This is a genomic window from Paenibacillus maysiensis (genome assembly GCF_000520815.1).
GTDB classification, from domain to species: domain Bacteria; phylum Bacillota; class Bacilli; order Paenibacillales; family Paenibacillaceae; genus Paenibacillus; species Paenibacillus maysiensis.
In genome coordinates this window covers 1-20,858 of the sequence record NZ_ASRY01000107.1, presented here as the reverse complement: position 1 = coordinate 20,858, position 20,858 = coordinate 1, and the positions used below count along the sequence as shown (strand labels likewise).

The following is a 20,858-nucleotide window of genomic DNA, read 5'->3' as shown; positions in this document are numbered from 1 at the left end:
TGGCTATGCCGCTTGCGGTTGCGCGGCGGGGGTAGCGGTGACAGCCATTTTATGAGCCTGTATATACTTTGTGGTATAGTAGTGCCAAAGCAAAGGAAGCGGAGCAGGCTACGCACTGTGCATGATGGAGCGTTTGCCGTGTATCTGCGGAACGGAGGATTGGACATGAGCGCAACATTAACAGTCGTGGGATTAGGTTCGGGAGACCCGGATCAGCTTACGATAGGGATATTGAACAAAATGCGGGGCGCTTCGGCGCTGTATCTGCGAACGAAGGAGCACCCGGCAGTTAAGGTGCTGGATGAGTTTGGAGTGGCCTTCGAGTCGTTTGACACCGTGTATGAGACAAAGGAATCTTTTCCAGAGGTATACGAGGAAATTGCCAGTCAGTTGATAGCAGCAGCCGCTAAAGCAGTGGACGGAAGCGAAATCGTCTATGCGGTTCCGGGTCACCCGATGGTAGCGGAAGCGGCGGTGCAATTGCTTAAAGAGCGTTGCCCTGCGCAGAACATTAAACTGAACATCCTTGGCGGCGAAAGTTTTCTGGATGAAGCTTTTGTGCGTCTTGGTTTTGACCCGATTGAAGGCTTCCAGTTGTTGGACGCAGGTACGCTGGATGCGAGCTGGCTTCAACCTCAGTTGCACACGCTGATCGGACAGGTATATGATACGTTTACGGCTTCAGATGTGAAGCTGTGTTTAATGGAGCGCTATCCTGATGACTATGAGGTCTACGTAGGTCATGCGCTTGGCGTGGAGGGCGAGGAAGCGGTGCATAAAGTGCCACTGTACGAGCTGGATCGGGTGGAGGGCTACGGAAACCTGTCTCTGGTGTACATACCGCGCAGTGAGGATGAGGCGCTGAAACGGCGTTCTTTTGACCGTCTGCATGAGATTGTTGATATTTTACGCAGTCCGGAAGGTTGTCCATGGGACCGGGAACAGACGCATCAGTCGATCCGCAAAAATCTGATCGAGGAAACCTATGAAGTCATCGAAACGATTGATGAGGACGATCCTGAGCACATGAAGGAAGAGCTGGGCGATCTGCTGCTGCAAATTTTGCTGCATGCCCAGATGGAAGAGGAAGTTGGAGCCTTCAATGTGTATGATGTGATTCAAGGGCTGAATGACAAGCTCATTTTCCGCCATCCACACGTGTTTGGAGACAATCAGGCGAAGGATGCGGAAGAGGCGCTGGAAAATTGGGAAAAAATGAAAGCTGAGGAAAAGCGGATTAAAGGCACAGCTTCAGCACAGCCTTCTGTACTCGATGGTGTCCCGCGTGATTTGCCTGCGCTCATGAAGTCGTACAAGCTCCAGAAAAAGGCGGCGAAAGTAGGCTTTAACTGGGATGGCATTGAAGGCGTATTCGACAAATTGGACGAAGAAGTGGCTGAGCTGAAGGAAGCGGTCCGCGAGGGACATTCCGTGGAGGCGCAGTTGCTGGAGTTGGGCGACGTGCTATTCGTTGCTGTGAACGCGGCCCGTTTTATGGGAGTTGATCCGGAGGAGGCGCTGTCTGCCACCAACCGCAAATTTATCGACCGATTCCAGTATATTGAGAAAAGATTACGCGAGCAGGGACGTCGTCCCGAGGATAGTAGCGTGGATGAGATGGAGATGTACTGGCAGGAAGCAAAAAAACTCTTGGCAGATCTTAGGCCGTAAAGGCGGCAAATCCTCTTGTGAAGCGTGTCGGTTTGAGAAGACTTGCCAATGGGGAGGCTTTTGTAGTAGGATGTTGGCTTAACTGGGGTCGAATTAAAAAACGACTGCCATTGCAGTGTTTTTAAGGCCCAGCCAGAATAACTTGTAGTAATTCTGAAAATAACTGTTTTCTAAACGGGCAACCGTATTCCAGTTATGTTCAGAGCGGCTTCGGCCGCAGTTTGACCTCACGTTTCGCCCCGTTTCATGGACATGCAGCGTGATGATTATTTTTTGATATTTGGGAGGCTTTTAACTTATGAACAAGACAGATCTGATCAACAATATTTCCAGCAAAAGCGGTTTGAGCAAACGTGACGTTGAAGCTGTATTGAATGGCGTTCTTGGTGAAATTACAGATGCACTCGCCAGCGGTGACAAAGTGCAACTGATCGGCTTTGGTACTTTCGAAACGCGCAAGCGTTCCAGCCGGACAGGCCGCAATCCACAAACCGGTAACACGATTGAAATTCCAGAATCGACCGTTCCTGCATTTAAAGCCGGTAATAAGCTTAAAGAAGCCGTTAACTAATGCGTCTTGATAAATTCTTGAAAGTCTCGCGGCTGATTAAGCGGCGTACGGTAGCCAAGGACGTCTCCGAACAGGGGAGAGTGGTGGTGAACGGACGCGAAGCCAAGCCGAGCAGTGCGGTCAAGGTGGGCGATGAAATCACCGTCCAGTTTGGCCAGAAGCTGGTGACTGTGCGAGTGGAACGGCTCGCCGACACTACACGCAAGGACGAGGCTGCAAGTATGTACACCTTAGTGAAGGAAGAGCCCATTGCCAGAGACAATGGTTTGAACTGGTAACTGGAATCTAACTTTCTAATATGCTGTACATTAAAGCATCCCTTCATATTCTCATGAAGGGATGCTTTTTCTTATGCAGTTTCTTATTCGTGCAGTTCTAAATCCTGTTGTCCCCTTCATAAGCTAAGAACAGAAGGAGGGGTACATGCCATGATTGAACAAGGGAAGCCCAAGCACCATGACCTGCACATGCAAAGCCGAAAGCAGCTCGACATTTCAGGCGTCAGCAATGTGGAGAGCTTCGATAGTGAAGAGTTCCTGCTTCAGACCGAGCTGGGTCATCTCACCATTCGCGGACAGCATTTACATATCAAAAACCTCAGTCTGGAAGAGGGGCTGCTGTCCATTGAAGGTCTGATTACTTCCCTCGTCTACCTGGAGCCCGGGGCCCCGGCCAAAAACGGAAAAAGCCTATTCGGCAAGCTCTTCAAATGAACCCTCACACACAATGGCTGACGTTGACGTGGATGCTGCTATCGGGCATAGCCATGGGAGTGGTGTTCGACAGCTACCGGGTGCTGTCCATCCGCCTTCATTTTGCCCGTTGGAGTATTCATATGTTGGACGTGCTGTATTGGGCGACCTCGGCCCTGTTTATTTTCCGTGTGCTGTACGCGAGTAATCGCGGTGAGCTGCGGTTTTATGTCTTTTTAGGACTACTTTTGGGGGTTTGGCTCTATTTTTGGGCCTTTAGTGTTACAACCCAACGTTTTGTGGTAATGTTATTAAAGATAGTCCGCAGACTGACGTTGATCGTGAACAGCATACTGCGCATCCTGATTGTTCATCCGGTGTTGGCGCTGTATCGGCTGGTACGCAAGCTGGTCGGATGGACATGGGCACTTATTGTGTTCCTGGGAAGGATGCTGATATACATCCTGATGCCGGTTTGGAAGCCGCTCGTTTGGCTGATCGGTCCGCTTAAAGCGCGCTGGAGGACTCCAGAATTGCTTGTGAAGCTCGGTATCAGACTGAAAAACACAGCAAAAAGATGGTTTGGAAGGAGGTAGTATCATGCGTAATTCGTCTGTAGATCGCCATTCATCTCCTACGTCAAAGTCCAACGCGGGCGGGCGCAGGCGAATCATGATTTGGTTGCTATCGCTTGCCGCCTTTGGTAGTTGGGCTATTTTTACATTTTTTTCTCAAGGTATGATTATGGCCGATCGAAGTGAACAGCTCACCCAGAAGGAAAAACAGAAGCAAGCTGCTACACAAACGGAACAACAGCTCCAAACTGAAGTGAATCGTCTCAAGGACCCCGAGTATATCGGAGAAATTGCCAGAAGCAAGTACGGTCTTTACAGACCGGAAGAGACGCCAATTATTGGAGAGCAGAAATAGACGCGTCATCAGGCCAATGCTTAGTTGACCTTGGTTCCGCCATTTTGTATAATCAAATCACCACAGCGGGATTTTTTTGCAAAAAAATCGGTTGTATATTTTAAGGGAGGATCATTTTATTCTATGGCAATTGAAGTGGGCACCAAGTTAGAGGGCAAAGTGACAGGCATCACGCATTTTGGAGCATTTGTGGATTTGTCTGGAGGTGTCACGGGTCTCGTTCACATCTCGGAAATCGCCGATAACTACGTTAAGGATGTTAACGATCACCTGAAGATTAATGATGTCGTGACGGTGAAAGTCATTAATGTTGACAAAGACGGCAAAATCGGACTTTCCATTAAGCAAACGATTGACAAGCCGGCAAGTGAAGCCCGTCCGCCAAGAGCTCCAAGACCGGAGCGCACAGGAGGACCAGGCGGAGGCGACCGTTTCGGCGGTGGAGGTTCAGGTCCAAGTCAAGGACGTGGCGGAGGCGGAGGCGGCGGTTTCAACCGCGATCGTGGAGGCCGTTCGTTCAAGCCTGCACCGGGTAAACCTTCATTTGAAGATAAAATGTCACGCTTCCTGAAAGATAGTGAGGAACGCATTTCGTCGCTGAAAAAGAACACCGAAGGTAAACGCGGAGGACGCGGCGCGAAGCGTGTTTAATTCACTTTGACAACCGTATCAACCATACACGGAAAACCGTACAGTCGAAAGACTGCTACGGTTTTTTTGCGTTCTGTCGACAATAGCTGAAATGGGTAAAGGACTATGGGAGCGTGGGAGATCCATCCGGCGGTAATCTTGCATGCGTTTTATGATATTCATGATTCGTTGAAGAAAAAGCAGAGCCATTAAGCTAAAAAGTGGACGTTTTTTTTGTCGTGTGGACATAATCGTCCGACAAACTCCAACGGTTTTCTGTCTATCTTCTGGGCTAATCGCTAGTCTGGGCGAAAGTGTGGGCGACAGGAAGAGGCCTTGTAAGGAGAGGGCACTTGTAATTACCATACGCTTCCAAGCGGACGTAGCTTGGCATTGGGGCGGATGCTCTGTGCTTTCGCGCAGAACGTTTTTTTGTCGGAAATTTCTTGGAATAAGACGTGGGGTTCTGACAAACTTTCTCAATCGTTCCGGTTTAAGATGGGAACATCAAATTGATGAATGGGGTGCCTGACGCATGATGGAGAAATGGAACGTGGTACATTTTCCAGGGTTGAAATCCAGAAAGTCCAAATCTAAAGAACGTACGGAAGGTTGGTCTTCCAGATTCAAGAAGCGGCTGGATTCACATAAAGCAGTGCAATGGGTAACGGCGCAAAGATGGATGCTGCTATTGTCTGCTATGGGATTTTTATTGGGACGCGCCACCATTTTGGACGAGCTATCCCCTTTTGCCCTCGCTTATTTTGCAGTCATCATGTTCCTGCGGCGTGATCTGATGCTGCCTGTGGCTGTATCGGTCGTGTTGGGCAGTCTGCTTGCCCCTTATCCATCGTTGTTCATGATTGGCGGCGAACTGCTTGTATTCTATCTCCTGTATCGGGGGCTACGAGCTTTTGATCGGCTGGAATTATCTTATGCCCCGCTTATGGTTTTTCTGTCTGTATTTATGGTCAATTTATTTAACGCCGTGATGGCCCCGTCCTTCACATGGTATGACCTTATCATCGTGGGAACGGATGCGGTTCTCAGCTTTATGCTGACACTCGTTTTTACGCAGGCCATTCCATTGTTTACGTATCGCAAAAAGACAAGCCAGCTCAAAAATGAGGAAATTTTGTGTCTGATCATTTTACTGGCCTCTGTGATGACGGGAGCGGTAGGATGGATGATTCACTCACTGTCTGTCGATCATGTGCTATCTCGCTATTTGGTCTTGGTGTTCGCCTTGGTGGGGGGCGCTTCGCTGGGTGCTTCGGTCGGTGTGATTACCGGTTTAATTTTAAGCTTGGCCGATATGTCTGCGATTGTGCAGATGAGTTTGCTCGCATTTGCCGGTTTGCTGGCAGGGATGCTGCGTGAAGGGCGAAAAGGCGCAGTGGCGCTAGGATTGCTGCTAGGTTCCTCGATTCTGACGATCTATTTGGACGGGACCGGGGACGTGCTGACATCAACCTGGGAGAGCTGCGCGGCGATTCTATTATTCTTAATGACCCCAAAAAGCTTCTTTAAAGCGGTTTCTACCTATGTTCCTGGTACGCAGGACCACGCCAAATCCCAGCATGAGTATGCCAAGAGGGTCCGCGATCTCACTGCCGAGCGGGTGACGAAATTTTCCCGCGTATTCAGTCAGCTATCCCGCAGCTTTCACCAGATATCTGCGAGTGAGAGCGCGAAGTCGGATGGTGAAATTGAGCATTTTATGAACGCTGTGGCGGAGGGAACGTGTGCCTCCTGCTTTAAGTGCGAGCAGTGCTGGGACGGAAAGTTTATGCAAACTCATCAGTATATGACGGAGATGATGAGTGCGATTGAGGAGAACCCGGATTTGGAGCCGGAGCAGATGCCGCCGCAGTGGAGCAAGGCGTGCGCCAAGACGGGTGCGGTGCTGCAAGTAATGAAGCAACAGTATAGCCTCTACCAGCATAATATGCAGTGGAAACGCCAAGTATACGACAGTCGTCAGCTTGTTGCTGACCAGCTATCTGGCGTGTCACAGATTATGGAGGATTTGGCGCGGGAAATTCAGCGTGAAGGGCAAACCATGCATCGGCAGGAGGAACAAATAAGAGAGGCACTTGATCGGCTGGGCTTGTCCATACAATCCATTGAAATTATTAATCTGGATGCAGGCCAAGTAGAAATTGAGATTGTCCATGCTTATACAAGGGGATTTGACGAATGCCGGAAAATCATTGCTCCACTGCTGTCCGACATATTGGACGAGCATATTGCAGTGATGCGCGAAACGGCGGCAGATCGCCGCCAGGGATTGGCTACGGTCATGTTTGGTTCCGCCAAAACGTATGAAATTGCCACGGGAGTAGCAAGCGCTGCCAAAGGAGGGGATTTCTTCTCAGGAGACAGCTACAGCATGATGGAGCTGGGGAACGGGACCTTTGCGGTCTCTTTGAGCGATGGTATGGGCAACGGAGAGCGGGCGCAGCAAGAGAGCAGTGCGGCGCTTAATATTTTGGAGGAATTACTGCAATCCGGCATGGATGAGAAACTGGCGATCAAGTCGGTCAACTCCGTCCTGATGCTGAGATCACCCGAGGAGATGTATGCTACGGTCGATATGGCGCTGATTGATCAGTATACGGCCCGGACGACATTCATGAAGATTGGGTCAACGCCGAGCTTTATTAAAAGAGGGGAGGAGGTCATCCCCGTATCTGCCAGTAATTTGCCGATTGGCATTATACAGGATATTGAAATTGATCTGGTGTCGCTTCAATTACAGCCGGGTGATATTTTGATCATGATCACAGATGGCATATACGACTCGCCGGGCTATGCGGTAAACAAGGAAATATGGATGAAGCGCATGATTCAGGAAATTGAAAGCGATGACCCGCAGCAGTTGGCCGACTGTCTATTGGAACGAGTTATTCGCTACCAGCAAAATCAAATCTATGATGACATGACGGTAGTTGTTAGCAAAATAGATCATTTCCGCCCAGAATGGGCCACGCTTCATGTACCGGGTATAAGCTGGATGGAGCGCCCGCGTACGGTTAGCTGAATAGACATTGCCCGGGAAATTCCGCTTCCTTTTTAAAAAACCGCGTTCTTCGTTTGAATCGTTCGAGATTCGGCAAAGATAGAATCTATCGGAATAGATTACGAGGAAGCGGGAGGTCAAAAAGCTATGAAGCAAATTTTGATCATTACAGACGGATGCTCTAATGTGGGTGTCAGTCCGGTCATGGCGGCGGCTCAGGCTTTACAGGAAGGCATTACGGTGAACGTAGCCGGGGTCATAGATTACGGGACGATTGGTGAGCTTGGAAGTACAGAGATTCAGGAAATCGCTAAAGCGGGGGGAGGTTTCAGCCAAATTGTAGGCACGAAGCAGTTGGCACAGACCATGCAGATGATGACGCGCAAAACAGTGGTTCAAACGATTCAGCAGGCGGTTAATAGAGAGTTAACGCATATTTTGGGTGAGGGGGGCGCCCGACATATCGGTGAACTGCCGCCGGCAAAACGGGCACAGGTGGTTGAGGTGATGGATGAACTGGCAGAAACCAGCGCTTTGGAAATTGCTTTGCTCATTGATGCCAGTGCGAGCATGAAGCCCAAGCTGCCTGCCGTAGAAGACAGTATTCGGGATTTGCTGCTCAGTTTACAGTCCAGAAGCGGGCCTAGCCGTATTTCTGTCTTTCATTTTCCGGGGGGACGGATGGGTGAAGATGCGGTCATGGATATTGGCTGGACCTCTGAGCTTAGCCAGGTCAAGTCGATATTCGGCCGTTTGCGGATGAAGGGGGCGACGCCAACGGGTCCAGCCATTTTACAAGTGATTGATTATTACCGATATGTTACACTAGGGGAACAGAAAGATATGGAAGAATCCTATGGCAAAGGAGAAGGGATGCTCGGTGACTACGTCGTCTGATCCCGTTCTTGCACCCGGAACGGTCATCAAGGGCAAGTGGAAGCGGAGCAGCTATGTCATTCAGCGTCTGCTGGGCCGTGGGGCGAACGGGACTGTATATTTGGTAAAAGAAGCACAGGCAGATCGACAATTTGCTCTGAAAATGGGGAAGAACACGCTTGATCTGCAATCAGAGATTAACGTGCTGACCACATTGCAGTCGCAGGGAACCCAGTCCGCTCTCCAGCAAAACGGACATCCATCCTTTTTGTTCGAGGTGGACGATGTATCCTTGCGTAGCGGTGGGGAAATACCCTTTTATGTCATGCGATACGTCAAGGGAGATCCGCTTCATCGTTTTGTGGCGCTCAAGGGAGCGGAATGGTATGGTGTGGCTGGAACCGGCATACTTAATCGTTTAGCTGATCTGCATCAGGCAGGATGGGTATTTGGCGATTTGAAGCCTCAAAATATTTTGGTCAACGCCTATGGAGAAGCCGAGTTGATTGATTATGGCGGGGTGTCCCTTGCGGGACGGAGTGTTAAGCAATTTACAGAATGGTATGACAGGGGATTCTGGAATGCGGGCAGTCGAAATGCCGATTCCCAGTATGATCTGTTTGCCTTTGCCCTTCTAACTATTCATATATTGGAGGGTGAATCGTTAAAAGTAGCTGCGGGCAGGCTGCCACAGCTGCGTAATACGGCGGAATTGACCATCATCATTCGTCGTAGCCGTGTATTACGACCCTATGCCGAATGGCTGGTGGGTGCAGTGCGTGGAGAATATCCCGATACCCGTGTGGCGGCTCGTGCCTGGTCGCGTCTGGCTTCTGCGCATGTCAGGCAATCGTCCGTGAAAAGAGGAAATCCGCGCTGGCTGGGATATGCTTTCACGCTCTCGCTTTTGCTGCTTGCCGGAGCGCTCTGGATTGCGCTAAGGTAGCAGCAGGACTTACATAAGATAAGAGATGACATTTTTACGGTCGGCAGAAAAGAGGGTCGTGAATGGGAACAACAAAACCGACCGGTGTTGTACAGGAAGTGCTCGCCCTCGCGCGAGATCATTCGCTGTGGAGCCCCGGAGACCGCATTGTGGTTGCTGTATCCGGAGGGCCGGATTCGGTGGCCCTTTTGCACATTTTACATGAGATATCCGTCGTACATATGCCTTTGCAGCTCATCTGTGCTCACGTCCATCATGGCTTCAGGCCGGAGGAATCGGATGCGGAGGCTGAGGAGGTACGCCACATGGCCCGGAAACTTGAGGTTCCGTTTGAAATGATTCGGGTTGATGTGCCCGCTTATATGAAGGAGAGCGGCAAGGGCCCACAGGAAGCGGCTCGCGAGCTGCGCTATGCCTTTTTGCATGATACGGCTGCAAAGTGGGCGGCACAGCATATTGCGATGGCTCATCATGGGGACGATCAGGCCGAAACCGTTCTTCTGCACTTGCTGCGCGGTAGCGGCCCGGCGGGTCTGGCGGGTATGCGGCTGACACGCAAGGAAAAAAATGTGCAACTCATTCGCCCGTTGCTACGTATGTACAAGGCTGACCTGATCGAGTTCTGCAAGTTTTATAACCTTTCCTATGTAACGGATAGCACCAATTTATTATCGAAATACCGTCGTAACGCCATTCGTTTGGATGTGCTTCCTTTTTTGGGGCAATATAATGAACAATTGACACCGTCCCTGAACCGGCTGGCCGAAACGATGGCCGAGGAAAATGATTTTATGGAGGCATCCACGCTGGCGGTATACGAGGAGTTAGTACAATTGGATAATGGCAGACATATGTTTTCCATTGCTTCCTACCGCAAGTTATCCGTTGCTTTACAACGGAGGTTGATTAAACTAATATTAAATTATCTGCCTTCGGACAGTGAAAATTTAGATTTTCGTAAAATTGAGACCGTTCGACTGAGGCTTCTCCAGAAACGGCCGTCCACTTGGAGTTTGGACTTGGGCGGCGGTGCGGTTGGAGTCCGCGAATATGACCAAGCGGTTTTGTTTGACCGTACGCAAGGCGTTATGGGCGAATGGTGCTATGGACTGGACGTATTGCCTATTTCCGGTGAGCTTGAATTGCCTGAGGCGGGTGGTATACTTCGGTGGCAAAGAACTTCCTGTTCGGATGGACCCAATCCGTCAAATGAGGAGGAAGCGTGCTTCGACGCGGATGAATTGGCCCTGCCTTTGACAATACGCTCGCGATTACCTGGAGATACCATGTATGTAATGGGATTAAACGGGAGAAAAAAGGTTAAAGATATTTTCATTGATGAAAAAATACCTCCTTCGCTGCGTCCCATTATTCCCGTCGTCTGCGACCGTTCCGGAGCTATTCTCTGGATTCCGGGCGTGCGGCGTTCTGTACATGCCGCTGTGCAAAAGCACACGTCTTCGGTTATATATATGTCATGGCAAAGACAGGAGAGTTCAGGGCATCGGTAATTGCGCAGGAACGGCTTTCATAGTATAAACTTAGGAGGTTTACACCGTTGCAGAATGATATTCAGGAAGTATTGATCAGCGAAGAAGAAATTCAGAGTAAAATCAAGGAATTGGGCGCACAGCTCAGCGTGCAATACGAAGGAAAGAATCCGTTGGTGATCTGCGTGCTGAAGGGCGCGTTTATCTTTATGGCGGATTTGGTTAAAGCTATTACAGTACCAATGGAACTTGATTTCATGGCTGTATCCAGTTACGGTGTGTCCACCAAATCATCGGGCGTCGTTAAAATTATTAAGGATTTGGACGCTTCGGTTGAAGGACGCGACGTTCTGATCGTCGAAGATATTATCGACAGTGGCCTGACGTTGACTCATTTGATTGAATTGCTTAAGAACCGTAATGCCAATTCGGTATGTGTCGTACCCCTGTTTGACAAGCCTGCCCGCCGGACGGTTAATCTTGAAGCTGATTATACCGGTTTTACGCTTCCGGATGCGTTTGTTGTGGGTTATGGTCTGGATTATGCCGAGCACTACCGGAACCTCCCATACATAGGGATTTTGAAGCCGGAAATCTACACCAGCTAATCTCAGCCTCCAGTCCTAGGACTAAATAGGGCCCTTTGTTGAGAAGGGCTTATAGGCTATGGTAAAATAACTTAAGTGTTTCGAGAGGAGGTAGGGGATGAATCGGTTCATCCGGAATTCTGGTTTTTATTTGATTCTTTTTTTAGTTGTGGTGGGTATCGTTCAGTTTGTCAGCAACAGTAACGAAGCCTCCGATCTCCCTAGATATGACCAATTACGGCAAGAGGTTAAAGCTAATAATATCTCTAAAGTAACGGTCCAATTTGACGGTTACGCCTATCTTGTAACCGGTGCATATAAGAAGCAGCCGGCTAATGCCAAATCCACCAATTTTTCTGTGTATGTTCCGCCAACGGACTCTGCTTTAACCGAATTGGTTAACGCTAGTGAAACGAACGGGTTTGAATACGTACAGAAGAAAATGGAAGGCGAAAGCATTTGGCTGACGTTCTTGACTTCTATTGTTCCTTTGGTGATCATGTTCCTGTTGTTCTTCTTCCTGTTCAATCAGGCGCAGGGCGGTGGCGGCAAAGTTATGAACTTCGGCAAGAGCAAAGCTCGTCTTTATAACGAAGAGAAGAAGAAAGTTACCTTCGAAGACGTGGCAGGAGCCGACGAAGAGAAGCAAGAGCTTGTTGAAGTTGTAGAATTCTTGAAGGACCCGCGTAAGTTCGCAGCTGTGGGCGCCCGTATTCCAAAAGGTGTTCTGTTAGTGGGCCCTCCGGGTACTGGTAAAACACTCTTGGCGAGAGCTGTTGCAGGCGAAGCCGGAGTACCGTTTTTCAGCATTTCGGGTTCTGATTTTGTAGAAATGTTCGTCGGTGTCGGCGCTTCCCGTGTACGGGATTTGTTCGAAAACGCGAAAAAGAACGCACCATGTATCATTTTTATTGATGAAATTGATGCTGTCGGACGTCAACGTGGCGCCGGATTGGGTGGCGGACATGATGAACGTGAGCAGACGCTCAACCAATTGCTCGTTGAGATGGATGGATTCGGAGCGAACGAAGGTATTATCATCGTAGCCGCAACGAACCGTCCGGATATTCTGGATCCGGCATTGCTTCGTCCGGGACGTTTTGACCGTCAAATTACAGTTGATCGCCCAGACGTTAAAGGCCGCGAAGCTGTATTGTTTGTACACGCACGCAACAAGCCATTAACTAAAGATGTTAAAATGGATGTTATTGCGAAGCGTACAACAGGCTTTACAGGCGCTGATCTGGAAAACCTGTTGAACGAAGCTGCATTGTTGGCAGCCCGTCGTAACCGTAAAGATATTTCGATGCGAGAAGTGGATGAAGCGATCGACCGTGTTATCGTAGGTACAGAAAAACGCAGCCGCGTAATCAGTGACCGCGAGAAACGGATTGTAGCTTATCACGAAGCAGGCCATACGATTATCGGCTTCTTCCTGGAAAATGCCGACATGGTTCACAAGGTAACGATTATTCCACGTGGACGCGCAGGCGGATATGTCATCATGCTTCCGAAGGAAGATCGCATGCTGACGACCAAGCAGGAATTGCTGGACAAAATCACTGGTTTGCTGGGTGGACGCGTATCTGAGGAACTGTTCATTGGTGAAATCGGAACAGGTGCCTACAGTGACTTCCAACAAGCAACAAGCATCGCACGCAGCATGATCGTGGAATACGGCATGAGCGAGAAGCTCGGTCCAATGCAGTTCGGTACTTCGCAAGGCCAGGTATTCCTTGGACGGGATATCGGTCATGAGCAGAACTACAGTGATCAGATCGCTTATCAGATTGACCAGGAGATGAACCGTTTCATCACCGAGTCTTATGAGCGTGCCAGAGAACTCCTGACCAAGTATTCCAAAGAGGTTCATTTGATCGCCCAAACCTTGCTGGTAGAAGAAACCTTGGAGCTTGAGCAAATTAAACGTTTGATCGAGACAGGTTCTTTGGACGGCAGCACGAATGAGGGAGAAGGTACACCGGAAAATGGTGAGCCTGTGATCGACAACATCGGAGACGTTCGTGTACGTATTCAAGGCAAGGATGACGAGCCAAAGAATACAACGGATCAACTGAATGATATTCCTAATCTGCAAAAGCCAGAGGACGGTAATAATTCGGGCAACTCTGGTGGTACTCCGCCGACAACAACCTGATAATCAGGTTGACAGTTGAATAAGCGTATATGTAAGCTCCGGAGAACCAGTAACTATTGGTTTTCCGGAGCTTTTTAAAATACTGGAGATAGAGCTGAGGTGATTTGACAGACGGAGGAACGTTGTGTACATTTATTGATAAATAAACGGCTGTTTGTGTGCTTGACTATAAAAGCTTTCTGCCGCTGTAATCGACTTTCAATTCTTTTGAACATATACCGTGAGCGCATACTGTACAACCTATGGTGTGCGCTATTCTCTGTGAAACAGGTGAAGGCATGATTCCAAGATATCTGGTTGATTTTGACGTAGCGGAATTGCCCAAATTTGAAGCCGACGTGATGATTATCGGCTCCGGCATTGCGGGCTTATACACGGCCATTAAGGCTGCGGAGAATCGGCGGGTGTTGCTAATTACCAAGAAGGCATTGTTGGAAAGCAACACCCGGTATGCCCAAGGCGGCATCGCCGCTGTCACTTCGGATGAGGATGCATCAGCTTATCATATTCAAGATACCCTGATTGCGGGTGCAGGTCTGTGTGAACCGGAAGCGGTCAGGGTCCTTGTTCATGAGGGTCCAAGCGGTGTACAGGAATTAATACGTTTAGGGACGGCCTTTGACCGGGAGAATGGCGAGCTTGCGCTGACACAGGAAGGCGCACATAGCCATCGGCGCATCTTACATGCAAATGGGGATGCCACGGGCTATGAAATTGTTCGTGCATTGTCAGAGAAGATCGCTGATCATCCCGCTATCGAGGTGTGGAACGAGCATATGGCAATCGACCTGCTGACCGAGCATGGCGAGTGCATCGGCGCTCTGGTTCAAAAGCCGAATGGCGAACGATTATATGTCACTGCGAATGCAACGATTTTATGCTCCGGGGGCGGCGGACAATTATTTCGATATACAACCAATCCGGATATCGCGACCGGGGACGGGGTTGCTATGGCATATCGCGCCGGGGCAGCTGTGCGGGATATGGAATTTATACAGTTTCATCCGACAGCGTTGTGCCATCCGGGTGCTCCAAGATTTCTGATTTCCGAAGCCGTGCGGGGTGAAGGGGCTGTACTGCGCAATATTTATGGAGAGCGTTTCATGGAGCAGTATGATCCCCGACAGGAACTCGCACCAAGGGATATTGTAGCTCGTGCCATCGTTCATGAGATGGAACGTACGCAGGCTGCGTTTGTATACCTTGACATTAAACATGAACCGTCTGAACGGATCAAGCAACGGTTTCCAACCATTTATCGGACATGCCTGTCCTTTGGTCTGGATATAACGGCGGACTGGATTCCCATAGCCCCCGCTGCCCATTATATGATGGGCGGCGTCCAGACCAATTTGCATGGAGAAAGCACTCTTGCACGTCTGTTCGCTTGTGGTGAGGTGTCTTCCACTGGTGTACACGGGGCTAATCGTTTGGCGAGTAATTCGTTATCTGAGGCGGTCGTATTCGGGAGCAGGATTGTCGAGCGGTTACATTCTTTACCGCCGCTGGCCGGTCATACGCTGATATCCTACGATGACAACCGTGCGAACTCTCTGGCTTCGTCTATCATAGAGCAGCAGCTCAAGCTGCAAGAAACAATGGTTCATTATGCCGGAGTCCGTCGGAATGGTGAGGGGTTACAAGCAGCACTGGATCAGCTGCGGGGGCAGTTGTCCGTTTTCAGCGCTGCCCTGACCAGTCGGGAAGAGATCGAATTTGCCAATTTGCTCACCTGTGGTCTGCTGGTCACGAATGGGGCGCTGCTGCGTGAGGAAAGCAGGGGAGCACATTACCGTGAGGATTTCCCTGTAGCAGACGATGACATATGGCGCAAGCATGTCCAGCAGCGACGTGAGCAAGGGATAACGGAGGAGTACGTTCATGACATCTAACAGCGAGCATTATGGAGAATTTAGCGGGTATCAGGAAGAACTGACAGCACAAATTCGCAGCTGGCTGCGAGAAGATACAGGATCGGGTGACGTGACCACGCGCTGGACCATCGAGCCGAATCACCAATCCAAGGCGGTAATCCATGCCAAGGAGTCTGGCGTTGTTGCGGGCTTGCCCGTGGCAGAACTCGTATTTCGGGTCGTAGACCCCTCGCTGTCATTCACTTCACTGGTGACCGATGGGCAGTGGATTGAGCAGGGAACTGTTCTGGCAGAAGTGACAGGGAGTACCCATGCGATTTTGACGGGAGAGCGTTTGGCTCTAAACTTGGTCCAGCGGATGTCTGGCATTGCGACGCGAACCAAATCCTTTGTTGATCAGCTTCATGGACTCTCGACGCGCTTGGTGGACACACGGAAAACAACACCAGGGCATCGGTTGCTTGAAAAGTACGCTGTTCGTGTGGGTGGCGGTTCCAATCATCGGTTTGGCTTGTACGATGCCGTTATGATTAAGGATAATCATATCAAGGGTGCGGGTGGGATCATACAGGCGGTGACCCGGGCACGTACCCATATTCCGCACACGATGACGATTGAAGTAGAGACGGAAAACATGGAACAAGTTCAGGAAGCGCTGAATGCCGGAGCGGATATTATTATGCTGGATAACATGTCCGTTCAGGACATGAAGGAAGCAGTTCGTTTCATTCGGGAACAAGCTCCACATGTCAAAACGGAAGCCTCTGGCAATGTATCACTGAATACGGTGCGTGCGATGGCTGAGAGTGGCGTAGATGTGATTTCTGTAGGCAGGCTGACGTATTCTTTTCATAATCTGGATATCAGCCTTGACCTTAACGCAAAGAAAGATAGGTGACACCGATTGATTCTTGTAGTGGATGTGGGCAATACCAATATTGTGCTGGGATTGTATCAGGGGCAAGAGCTGCTGCATCATTACCGGATCAGCACCTCCAGACAGGCTACCGCAGATGAATATGGCGTGCTCATACATAATCTTTTTAGTATGGGCGGTGTATTGAAGGATAATATTAAAGGGGTCATTATCTCCTCAGTCGTTCCACCGCTGGTTCATGTGTTGGAGGAAATGTGCGATAAATACATAGGCAGAACACCCCTCATCGTCGGACCGGGAATCAAGACCGGTCTTAATCTGCGTTATGAAAATCCACGGGAAGTAGGGGCTGACCGGATCGTGAACGCGGTTGCTGCCGTCGAGCGGTATGGCGGTCCTCTGGTTGTGGTGGATTTTGGAACGGCGACGACGTTTGATTGTATTGATGACAAGGGAAACTACCTGGGTGGGGTCATTGTGCCGGGTATCGGGATATCGACGGAGGCGCTGTATCAACGGGCTTCTAAGCTGCCTCGCATTGAGTTGGAGAAACCCAAGAAGGTCATCGGCCGCAATACGGTTCATGCTATGCAAGCGGGGATCATTTTCGGTTATGCAGGGCAAGTGGACGGTATTGTGGAGCGCATCAAGGAGGAAATGCAGGCAGAGCCTACGGTTATTGCTACCGGAGGTCTTGCCGAGCTAATCGCCTCGGAGACACGGAGCATTCAGAAAGTGTTGCCGATGTTGACGCTGGAAGGGTTGCGTATCATTTACCAACGTAACGCTGAATAAAAAATGGATATAAGCTGCCGCCGAGGCCAGCCGGAGATGAAACCGGTTTGGATTGGCGGCGTTTTTCGTCTATACTGAAATATGTTACGTTTTTGAACGATTCGCGTGATCTGTAGATACAGGTTATTTATATAGCAGGAAATCATGCTTTAGTTATGCGGAAACATACACTAACGAAAATAACAGCATATATAGGGGAGGATATCAATATGGAAAAGAAACAGGATCGACTTATTCGTGGTACAGCTATGGATGGAAGGGTCAGAGCCTTTGCGGTCCGGACAACAGAACTGGTGGAGGAACTGAGGAGAAGACATGATACGTATCCTACCGCCACCGCTGCTTTGGGACGAACGCTTACAGCGGGTGCCATTATGGGTTCTATGTTAAAAGGTAAAGAGCGACTGACCGTTCAAGTTAAAGGTGACGGTCCAATCGGACAAATCGTCGTTGATGCCAACGCTGTAGGTGAGGTGCGAGGCTATGTGTCCGAGCCGCATGTACATTTGCCGAGCAACAGTATGGGCAAATTAGATGTAGCAGGTGCTGTCGGAACAGAGGGCTTTATTCATATTATCAAGGATTTGGGGTTAAAAGAACCGTATCGGGGCAGTACCCCGATTATTTCCGGCGAGCTGGGTGAGGACTTCACCTACTATTTTGCTAAATCGGAGCAGACACCTTCAGCAGTGGGTTTGGGCGTGCTGGTGGATACCGATAATTCGGTTATCGTGGCAGGCGGATTTATTATTCAATTACTTCCGGGCTTGGATGATGATGAGATTACGGCCATCGAAAATGCAGTCGGCTCCATTCCGCCAGTTACAGCTCTGTTGGATCAGGGTTTAGAGCTTGATGAAATGCTGCGCTGGATGCTGCCGGACGTTCGGATTCTCGACGAAATGGATATTCATTTTCAATGTGAATGCTCGCGAGAGCGTGTGGAAAAAACATTGATCAGCTTGGGAGAAAGCGAATTGGAGCAATTGATTGAGGAAGAGGGACAGGCCGAGGTCGTGTGCCATTTCTGTAATGAGGCTTATCAGTTTAATAAAGACGAATTGCAAAACTTGTTAGATCAAGCCAAAGCCTAACCGGATGGACGGTGCGAGCGATGACTACACGGGAGAAAGGATTATGGACGGCTGTCATTATCCTGACCGTCAGTGTCGCCGCCTTGGGTGGTCTTATCATGCTTCGCGGGCTCTTAAAGCCAGATGATGTAACCAAGGAAGACGGCGATCATGCTGTGGCAGAGATGGGTCAGGAAGGCATATCGGAGGAGCAGTGGATTGCAGAGCTGAAAAAACGCTATGGAGCCACTACACTGTTACAAATGCTAAACCGCAAAGTTGTGGAGGCGGAGGCTGGGCGTCTCGGTATCAAGGTTACCCAAGAGGATTTACAGCAGGTGCTGAAGCAGGATAGCAAAGGGTATGCTTCCGATCGCGCTTATTTTGAGGAAATGCAGCAACAGTTTGGCTTAAATCCGGATGATTTGCGGAGTGAGGCGGAATACCGGATTGGGCTGGAGAAAATAGCCACACAGGGTATTCAGGTTCAGGAAGCTGATATTGACCAGTACTGGAAGCAGCACCCGGAGGAATTTGCAGTCGGCAAGCAGATCAAGCTGGCAGCTATATACGCGACCCAAGCGGAGGAAGCTGAGATGCTGCTTGAACGGGTCAAGCAGGGAGAAAGCTTTGATACACTGCTTCAAGAGCATTCCAGTCATCTTTTCGGCAAAGACAAAAGTGGACAGCTGGGATGGGTGGACGAGTATGATCCTTTTCAGCCGCAAGAGATTATGGAGGCAGCGAGAGAGCTAAGTTCCGGTGATGTTGCTGGTCCCATCGCGGTTAACGAGGGTTATGCCGTCATTTTTGTACAGGATATCCGCCTGGAAGCTCCCACGAACGAACAACAGATTCGACAGCAAATTCGTCGCTCGCTTGCACTCGCTCAAGCTGCTCCTCTGGAAGAGGTAGAGAAAAGCCTGCGTGATAAATACGGAGCACGGATTTTGCCTGGAAAAGATATGCCATCCATTTCTCTATAAACAGAGTGAGCGATTCTTGGATTGAAGGAAGCGCGATGCTGAAAATCAGAGCTGGAGGAGTCGTGTTTTTTATGGCCCGTATTGACAATGGATATGAAGGTTGTTATGATTATCACGGAAAACCTACCTCTTTTATCGGGAATTAAAACATGGATTGATTAACAATGTGATTCTGCAAAAAATTAATATAACATTCAACGTCAGGGAGGAACTTATCATGGCTAAAGTCGTCAATAACGTTACCGAACTTATCGGGGAGACCCCTCTCGTCCGTCTTAACCGGATCGTACCGGAAGATAGCGCAGAAATTTATTTGAAACTGGAATACCAGAACCCGGGGTCCAGTGTAAAAGACCGCATCGCGATTAGTATGGTGGAAGAGGCCGAACGTGAAGGACTGCTCAAACCAGGCGGTACGATTATTGAAGCTACCAGCGGTAATACAGGAATCGGCTTGGCTATGGTTGCAGCCGCGAAGGGCTACAAGGCAGTAATCGTTATGCCAGAAACAATGAGCTCGGAGCGTCGCAACTTGCTGCGTGCTTACGGAGCAGAACTTGTGCTGACACCCGGATCGGAAGGCATGAACGGATCTGTCAAGAAAATGGAAGAGCTGCTGAGTGAGAATCCGGAGTATTTTGCTGCCGAGCAGTTCAAGAACAAAGCCAACATCAAAATTCACCGTGAAACGACAGGTCCTGAGATCGTGGAAGCCATTCGCTCCATTGGCGGCAGCCTGGACGGTTTTGTAGCAGGGATTGGTACAGGTGGTACTATTTCTGGTGCAGGGGAAGTGCTTAAGAAAGAATTCCCTGAAATCAAAATCGTTGCTGTAGAGCCGGCTGCTTCTCCAATCTTGGCTGGTGGTAAGCCAGGACCCCACAAAATTCAAGGACTTGGTGCCAACTTCATTCCTGAAATTTTGAACCGTGACATCTATGATGAAATTATTCATGTAGAAAACGATGAAGCTTTCGAAGTTGCGCGTACAGTAGCCAAGGAAGAAGGCATCTTGTCAGGTATTTCCTCCGGTGCGGCTGTTCATGCAGCTTTGAAACTGGCTAAAGAATTGGGCAAAGGCAAGCGTATTGTTGTCATCATTCCAAGTAATGGTGAACGTTACCTGAGTACGCCACTGTATAATTTCGAGCTGTAATTACGTCGTAATTGTGTATACTATATGTAAGGAGTCCCTCATTTCCCTGTTGTCAGGGGGGTGGGGGATTCTTTTTAAAAATTAGCATACAGAACTTTGCGCAAAGTAAGGGAAGGGGAAGCACACGCATGAAATCGACAGCTAGAGTAACGGAGGAACAGTGGCAGGCCTGGCAGAAGGAAGGATGGAGTATACTCCCATATATTGCTGAGTATCAATTACCTGCTGACGGTTTACCGTTATCATGGCAGAGGGCATGGGAGGATTCGTCACCTTATGCCTTTTTACTGGAGAGCGCTAAAGGCGGGAGATACACCTATCTGGGCTTAAATCCGGTTGCTATATTGGAAGGAAAAGGGGAACAGGCCGTCTGGACCGATCTAAAAAGCGGCAAGCGTGATCTCATACAAGGTCAGCCCCTGACAGTCATGAACGACTGGATCGCTCCCTACCGTGCGCCGCGCGTACCGGGTATTCCTTTTTTCACTGGAGGCTTTGCTGGTTATCTTGGCTACGATGTAGCT

At 49.5% G+C, this 20,858-nt stretch carries 19 protein-coding genes and 1 pseudogene; all 20 read left to right on the top strand.

All coding sequences use genetic code 11. The features are described from left to right. Positions 1-165: 165 nt before the first annotated feature. Positions 166-1,671: a bifunctional methyltransferase/pyrophosphohydrolase YabN gene (gene yabN / locus L696_RS0107380; protein WP_025683069.1), complete on the top strand. Its 1,506-nt coding sequence runs from the start codon at positions 166-168 to the stop codon at positions 1,669-1,671. A 298-nt stretch (positions 1,672-1,969) separates the two neighbouring features. Then, positions 1,970-2,242, top strand: coding sequence for an HU family DNA-binding protein (locus tag L696_RS0107375; RefSeq protein ID WP_007428028.1), 273 nt, complete (start codon positions 1,970-1,972; stop codon positions 2,240-2,242). Further along, entirely contained in the window at positions 2,242-2,520 is a 279-nt protein-coding gene (locus L696_RS0107370; protein WP_014599342.1) for an RNA-binding S4 domain-containing protein, read from the top strand. Before L696_RS0107375 ends, L696_RS0107370 begins: the two co-directional genes overlap by 1 nt. A 150-nt stretch (positions 2,521-2,670) precedes the next feature. Continuing rightward, positions 2,671-2,955 carry a sporulation protein YabP gene (gene yabP, locus L696_RS0107365; protein WP_025683068.1) on the top strand — a complete coding sequence of 95 codons (285 nt, stop codon included), beginning with the start codon at positions 2,671-2,673 and terminating at the stop codon, positions 2,953-2,955. After that, a complete protein-coding gene (gene yabQ, locus L696_RS0107360) occupies positions 2,952-3,530 on the top strand; it encodes a spore cortex biosynthesis protein YabQ (RefSeq protein ID WP_025683067.1) in 579 nt (192 codons plus the stop codon). The genes yabP and yabQ overlap by 4 nt, the downstream gene beginning before the upstream one ends. A gap of 4 nt (positions 3,531-3,534) precedes the next feature. Beyond that, a complete protein-coding gene (locus L696_RS0107355; protein WP_025683066.1) occupies positions 3,535-3,864 on the top strand; it encodes an FtsB family cell division protein in 330 nt (109 codons plus the stop codon). A 123-nt stretch (positions 3,865-3,987) separates the two neighbouring features. After that, positions 3,988-4,515 (top strand): S1 domain-containing RNA-binding protein, encoded by a 528-nt coding sequence (locus tag L696_RS0107350; RefSeq protein ID WP_025683065.1) that lies wholly within the window; start codon positions 3,988-3,990, stop codon positions 4,513-4,515. 514 nt (positions 4,516-5,029) lie between these two features. Continuing rightward, positions 5,030-7,537 (top strand): stage II sporulation protein E, encoded by a 2,508-nt coding sequence (gene spoIIE / locus L696_RS0107345; protein WP_025683064.1) that lies wholly within the window; start codon positions 5,030-5,032, stop codon positions 7,535-7,537. 126 nt (positions 7,538-7,663) lie between these two features. After that, positions 7,664-8,413: a vWA domain-containing protein gene (locus L696_RS0107340; RefSeq protein WP_025683063.1), complete on the top strand. Its 750-nt coding sequence runs from the start codon at positions 7,664-7,666 to the stop codon at positions 8,411-8,413. Then, complete coding sequence (locus L696_RS0107335; RefSeq protein ID WP_025683062.1) at positions 8,397-9,338, top strand: protein kinase domain-containing protein; 942 nt, start codon at positions 8,397-8,399, stop codon at positions 9,336-9,338. Before L696_RS0107340 ends, L696_RS0107335 begins: the two co-directional genes overlap by 17 nt. Positions 9,339-9,400: 62 nt before the next feature. Beyond that, on the top strand, positions 9,401-10,849 hold the full coding sequence (gene tilS / locus L696_RS0107330; protein ID WP_025683061.1) for a tRNA lysidine(34) synthetase TilS: 1,449 nt from the start codon (positions 9,401-9,403) through the stop codon (positions 10,847-10,849). Between the two features lie 47 nt (positions 10,850-10,896). Then, on the top strand, positions 10,897-11,436 hold the full coding sequence (hpt, locus tag L696_RS0107325) for a hypoxanthine phosphoribosyltransferase (RefSeq protein ID WP_025683060.1): 540 nt from the start codon (positions 10,897-10,899) through the stop codon (positions 11,434-11,436). 97 nt (positions 11,437-11,533) lie between these two features. Beyond that, positions 11,534-13,573 carry an ATP-dependent zinc metalloprotease FtsH gene (gene ftsH, locus L696_RS0107320; RefSeq protein WP_025683059.1) on the top strand — a complete coding sequence of 680 codons (2,040 nt, stop codon included), beginning with the start codon at positions 11,534-11,536 and terminating at the stop codon, positions 13,571-13,573. 278 nt (positions 13,574-13,851) lie between these two features. Then, positions 13,852-15,465 (top strand): L-aspartate oxidase, encoded by a 1,614-nt coding sequence (gene nadB / locus L696_RS0107315; protein WP_025683058.1) that lies wholly within the window; start codon positions 13,852-13,854, stop codon positions 15,463-15,465. Continuing rightward, positions 15,455-16,345 (top strand): carboxylating nicotinate-nucleotide diphosphorylase, encoded by an 891-nt coding sequence (gene nadC, locus L696_RS0107310; RefSeq protein WP_025683057.1) that lies wholly within the window; start codon positions 15,455-15,457, stop codon positions 16,343-16,345. Before nadB ends, nadC begins: the two co-directional genes overlap by 11 nt. A gap of 6 nt (positions 16,346-16,351) precedes the next feature. After that, positions 16,352-17,119, top strand: a complete 768-nt coding sequence (locus L696_RS0107305; protein WP_025683056.1) for a type III pantothenate kinase — start codon at positions 16,352-16,354, stop codon at positions 17,117-17,119. Between the two features lie 209 nt (positions 17,120-17,328). Further along, entirely contained in the window at positions 17,329-18,213 is an 885-nt protein-coding gene (hslO, locus tag L696_RS0107300; RefSeq protein WP_025683055.1) for an Hsp33 family molecular chaperone HslO, read from the top strand. Positions 18,214-18,233: 20 nt separating this feature from the next. Then, on the top strand, positions 18,234-19,178 hold the full coding sequence (locus L696_RS0107295) for a peptidyl-prolyl cis-trans isomerase (RefSeq protein WP_025683054.1): 945 nt from the start codon (positions 18,234-18,236) through the stop codon (positions 19,176-19,178). A gap of 217 nt (positions 19,179-19,395) precedes the next feature. Beyond that, positions 19,396-20,334 carry a cysteine synthase A gene (cysK, locus tag L696_RS0107285; RefSeq protein ID WP_025683053.1) on the top strand — a complete coding sequence of 313 codons (939 nt, stop codon included), beginning with the start codon at positions 19,396-19,398 and terminating at the stop codon, positions 20,332-20,334. 128 nt (positions 20,335-20,462) lie between these two features. Next, positions 20,463-20,858, top strand: a pseudogene (locus L696_RS28350) (anthranilate synthase component I family protein); the annotation flags it as partial.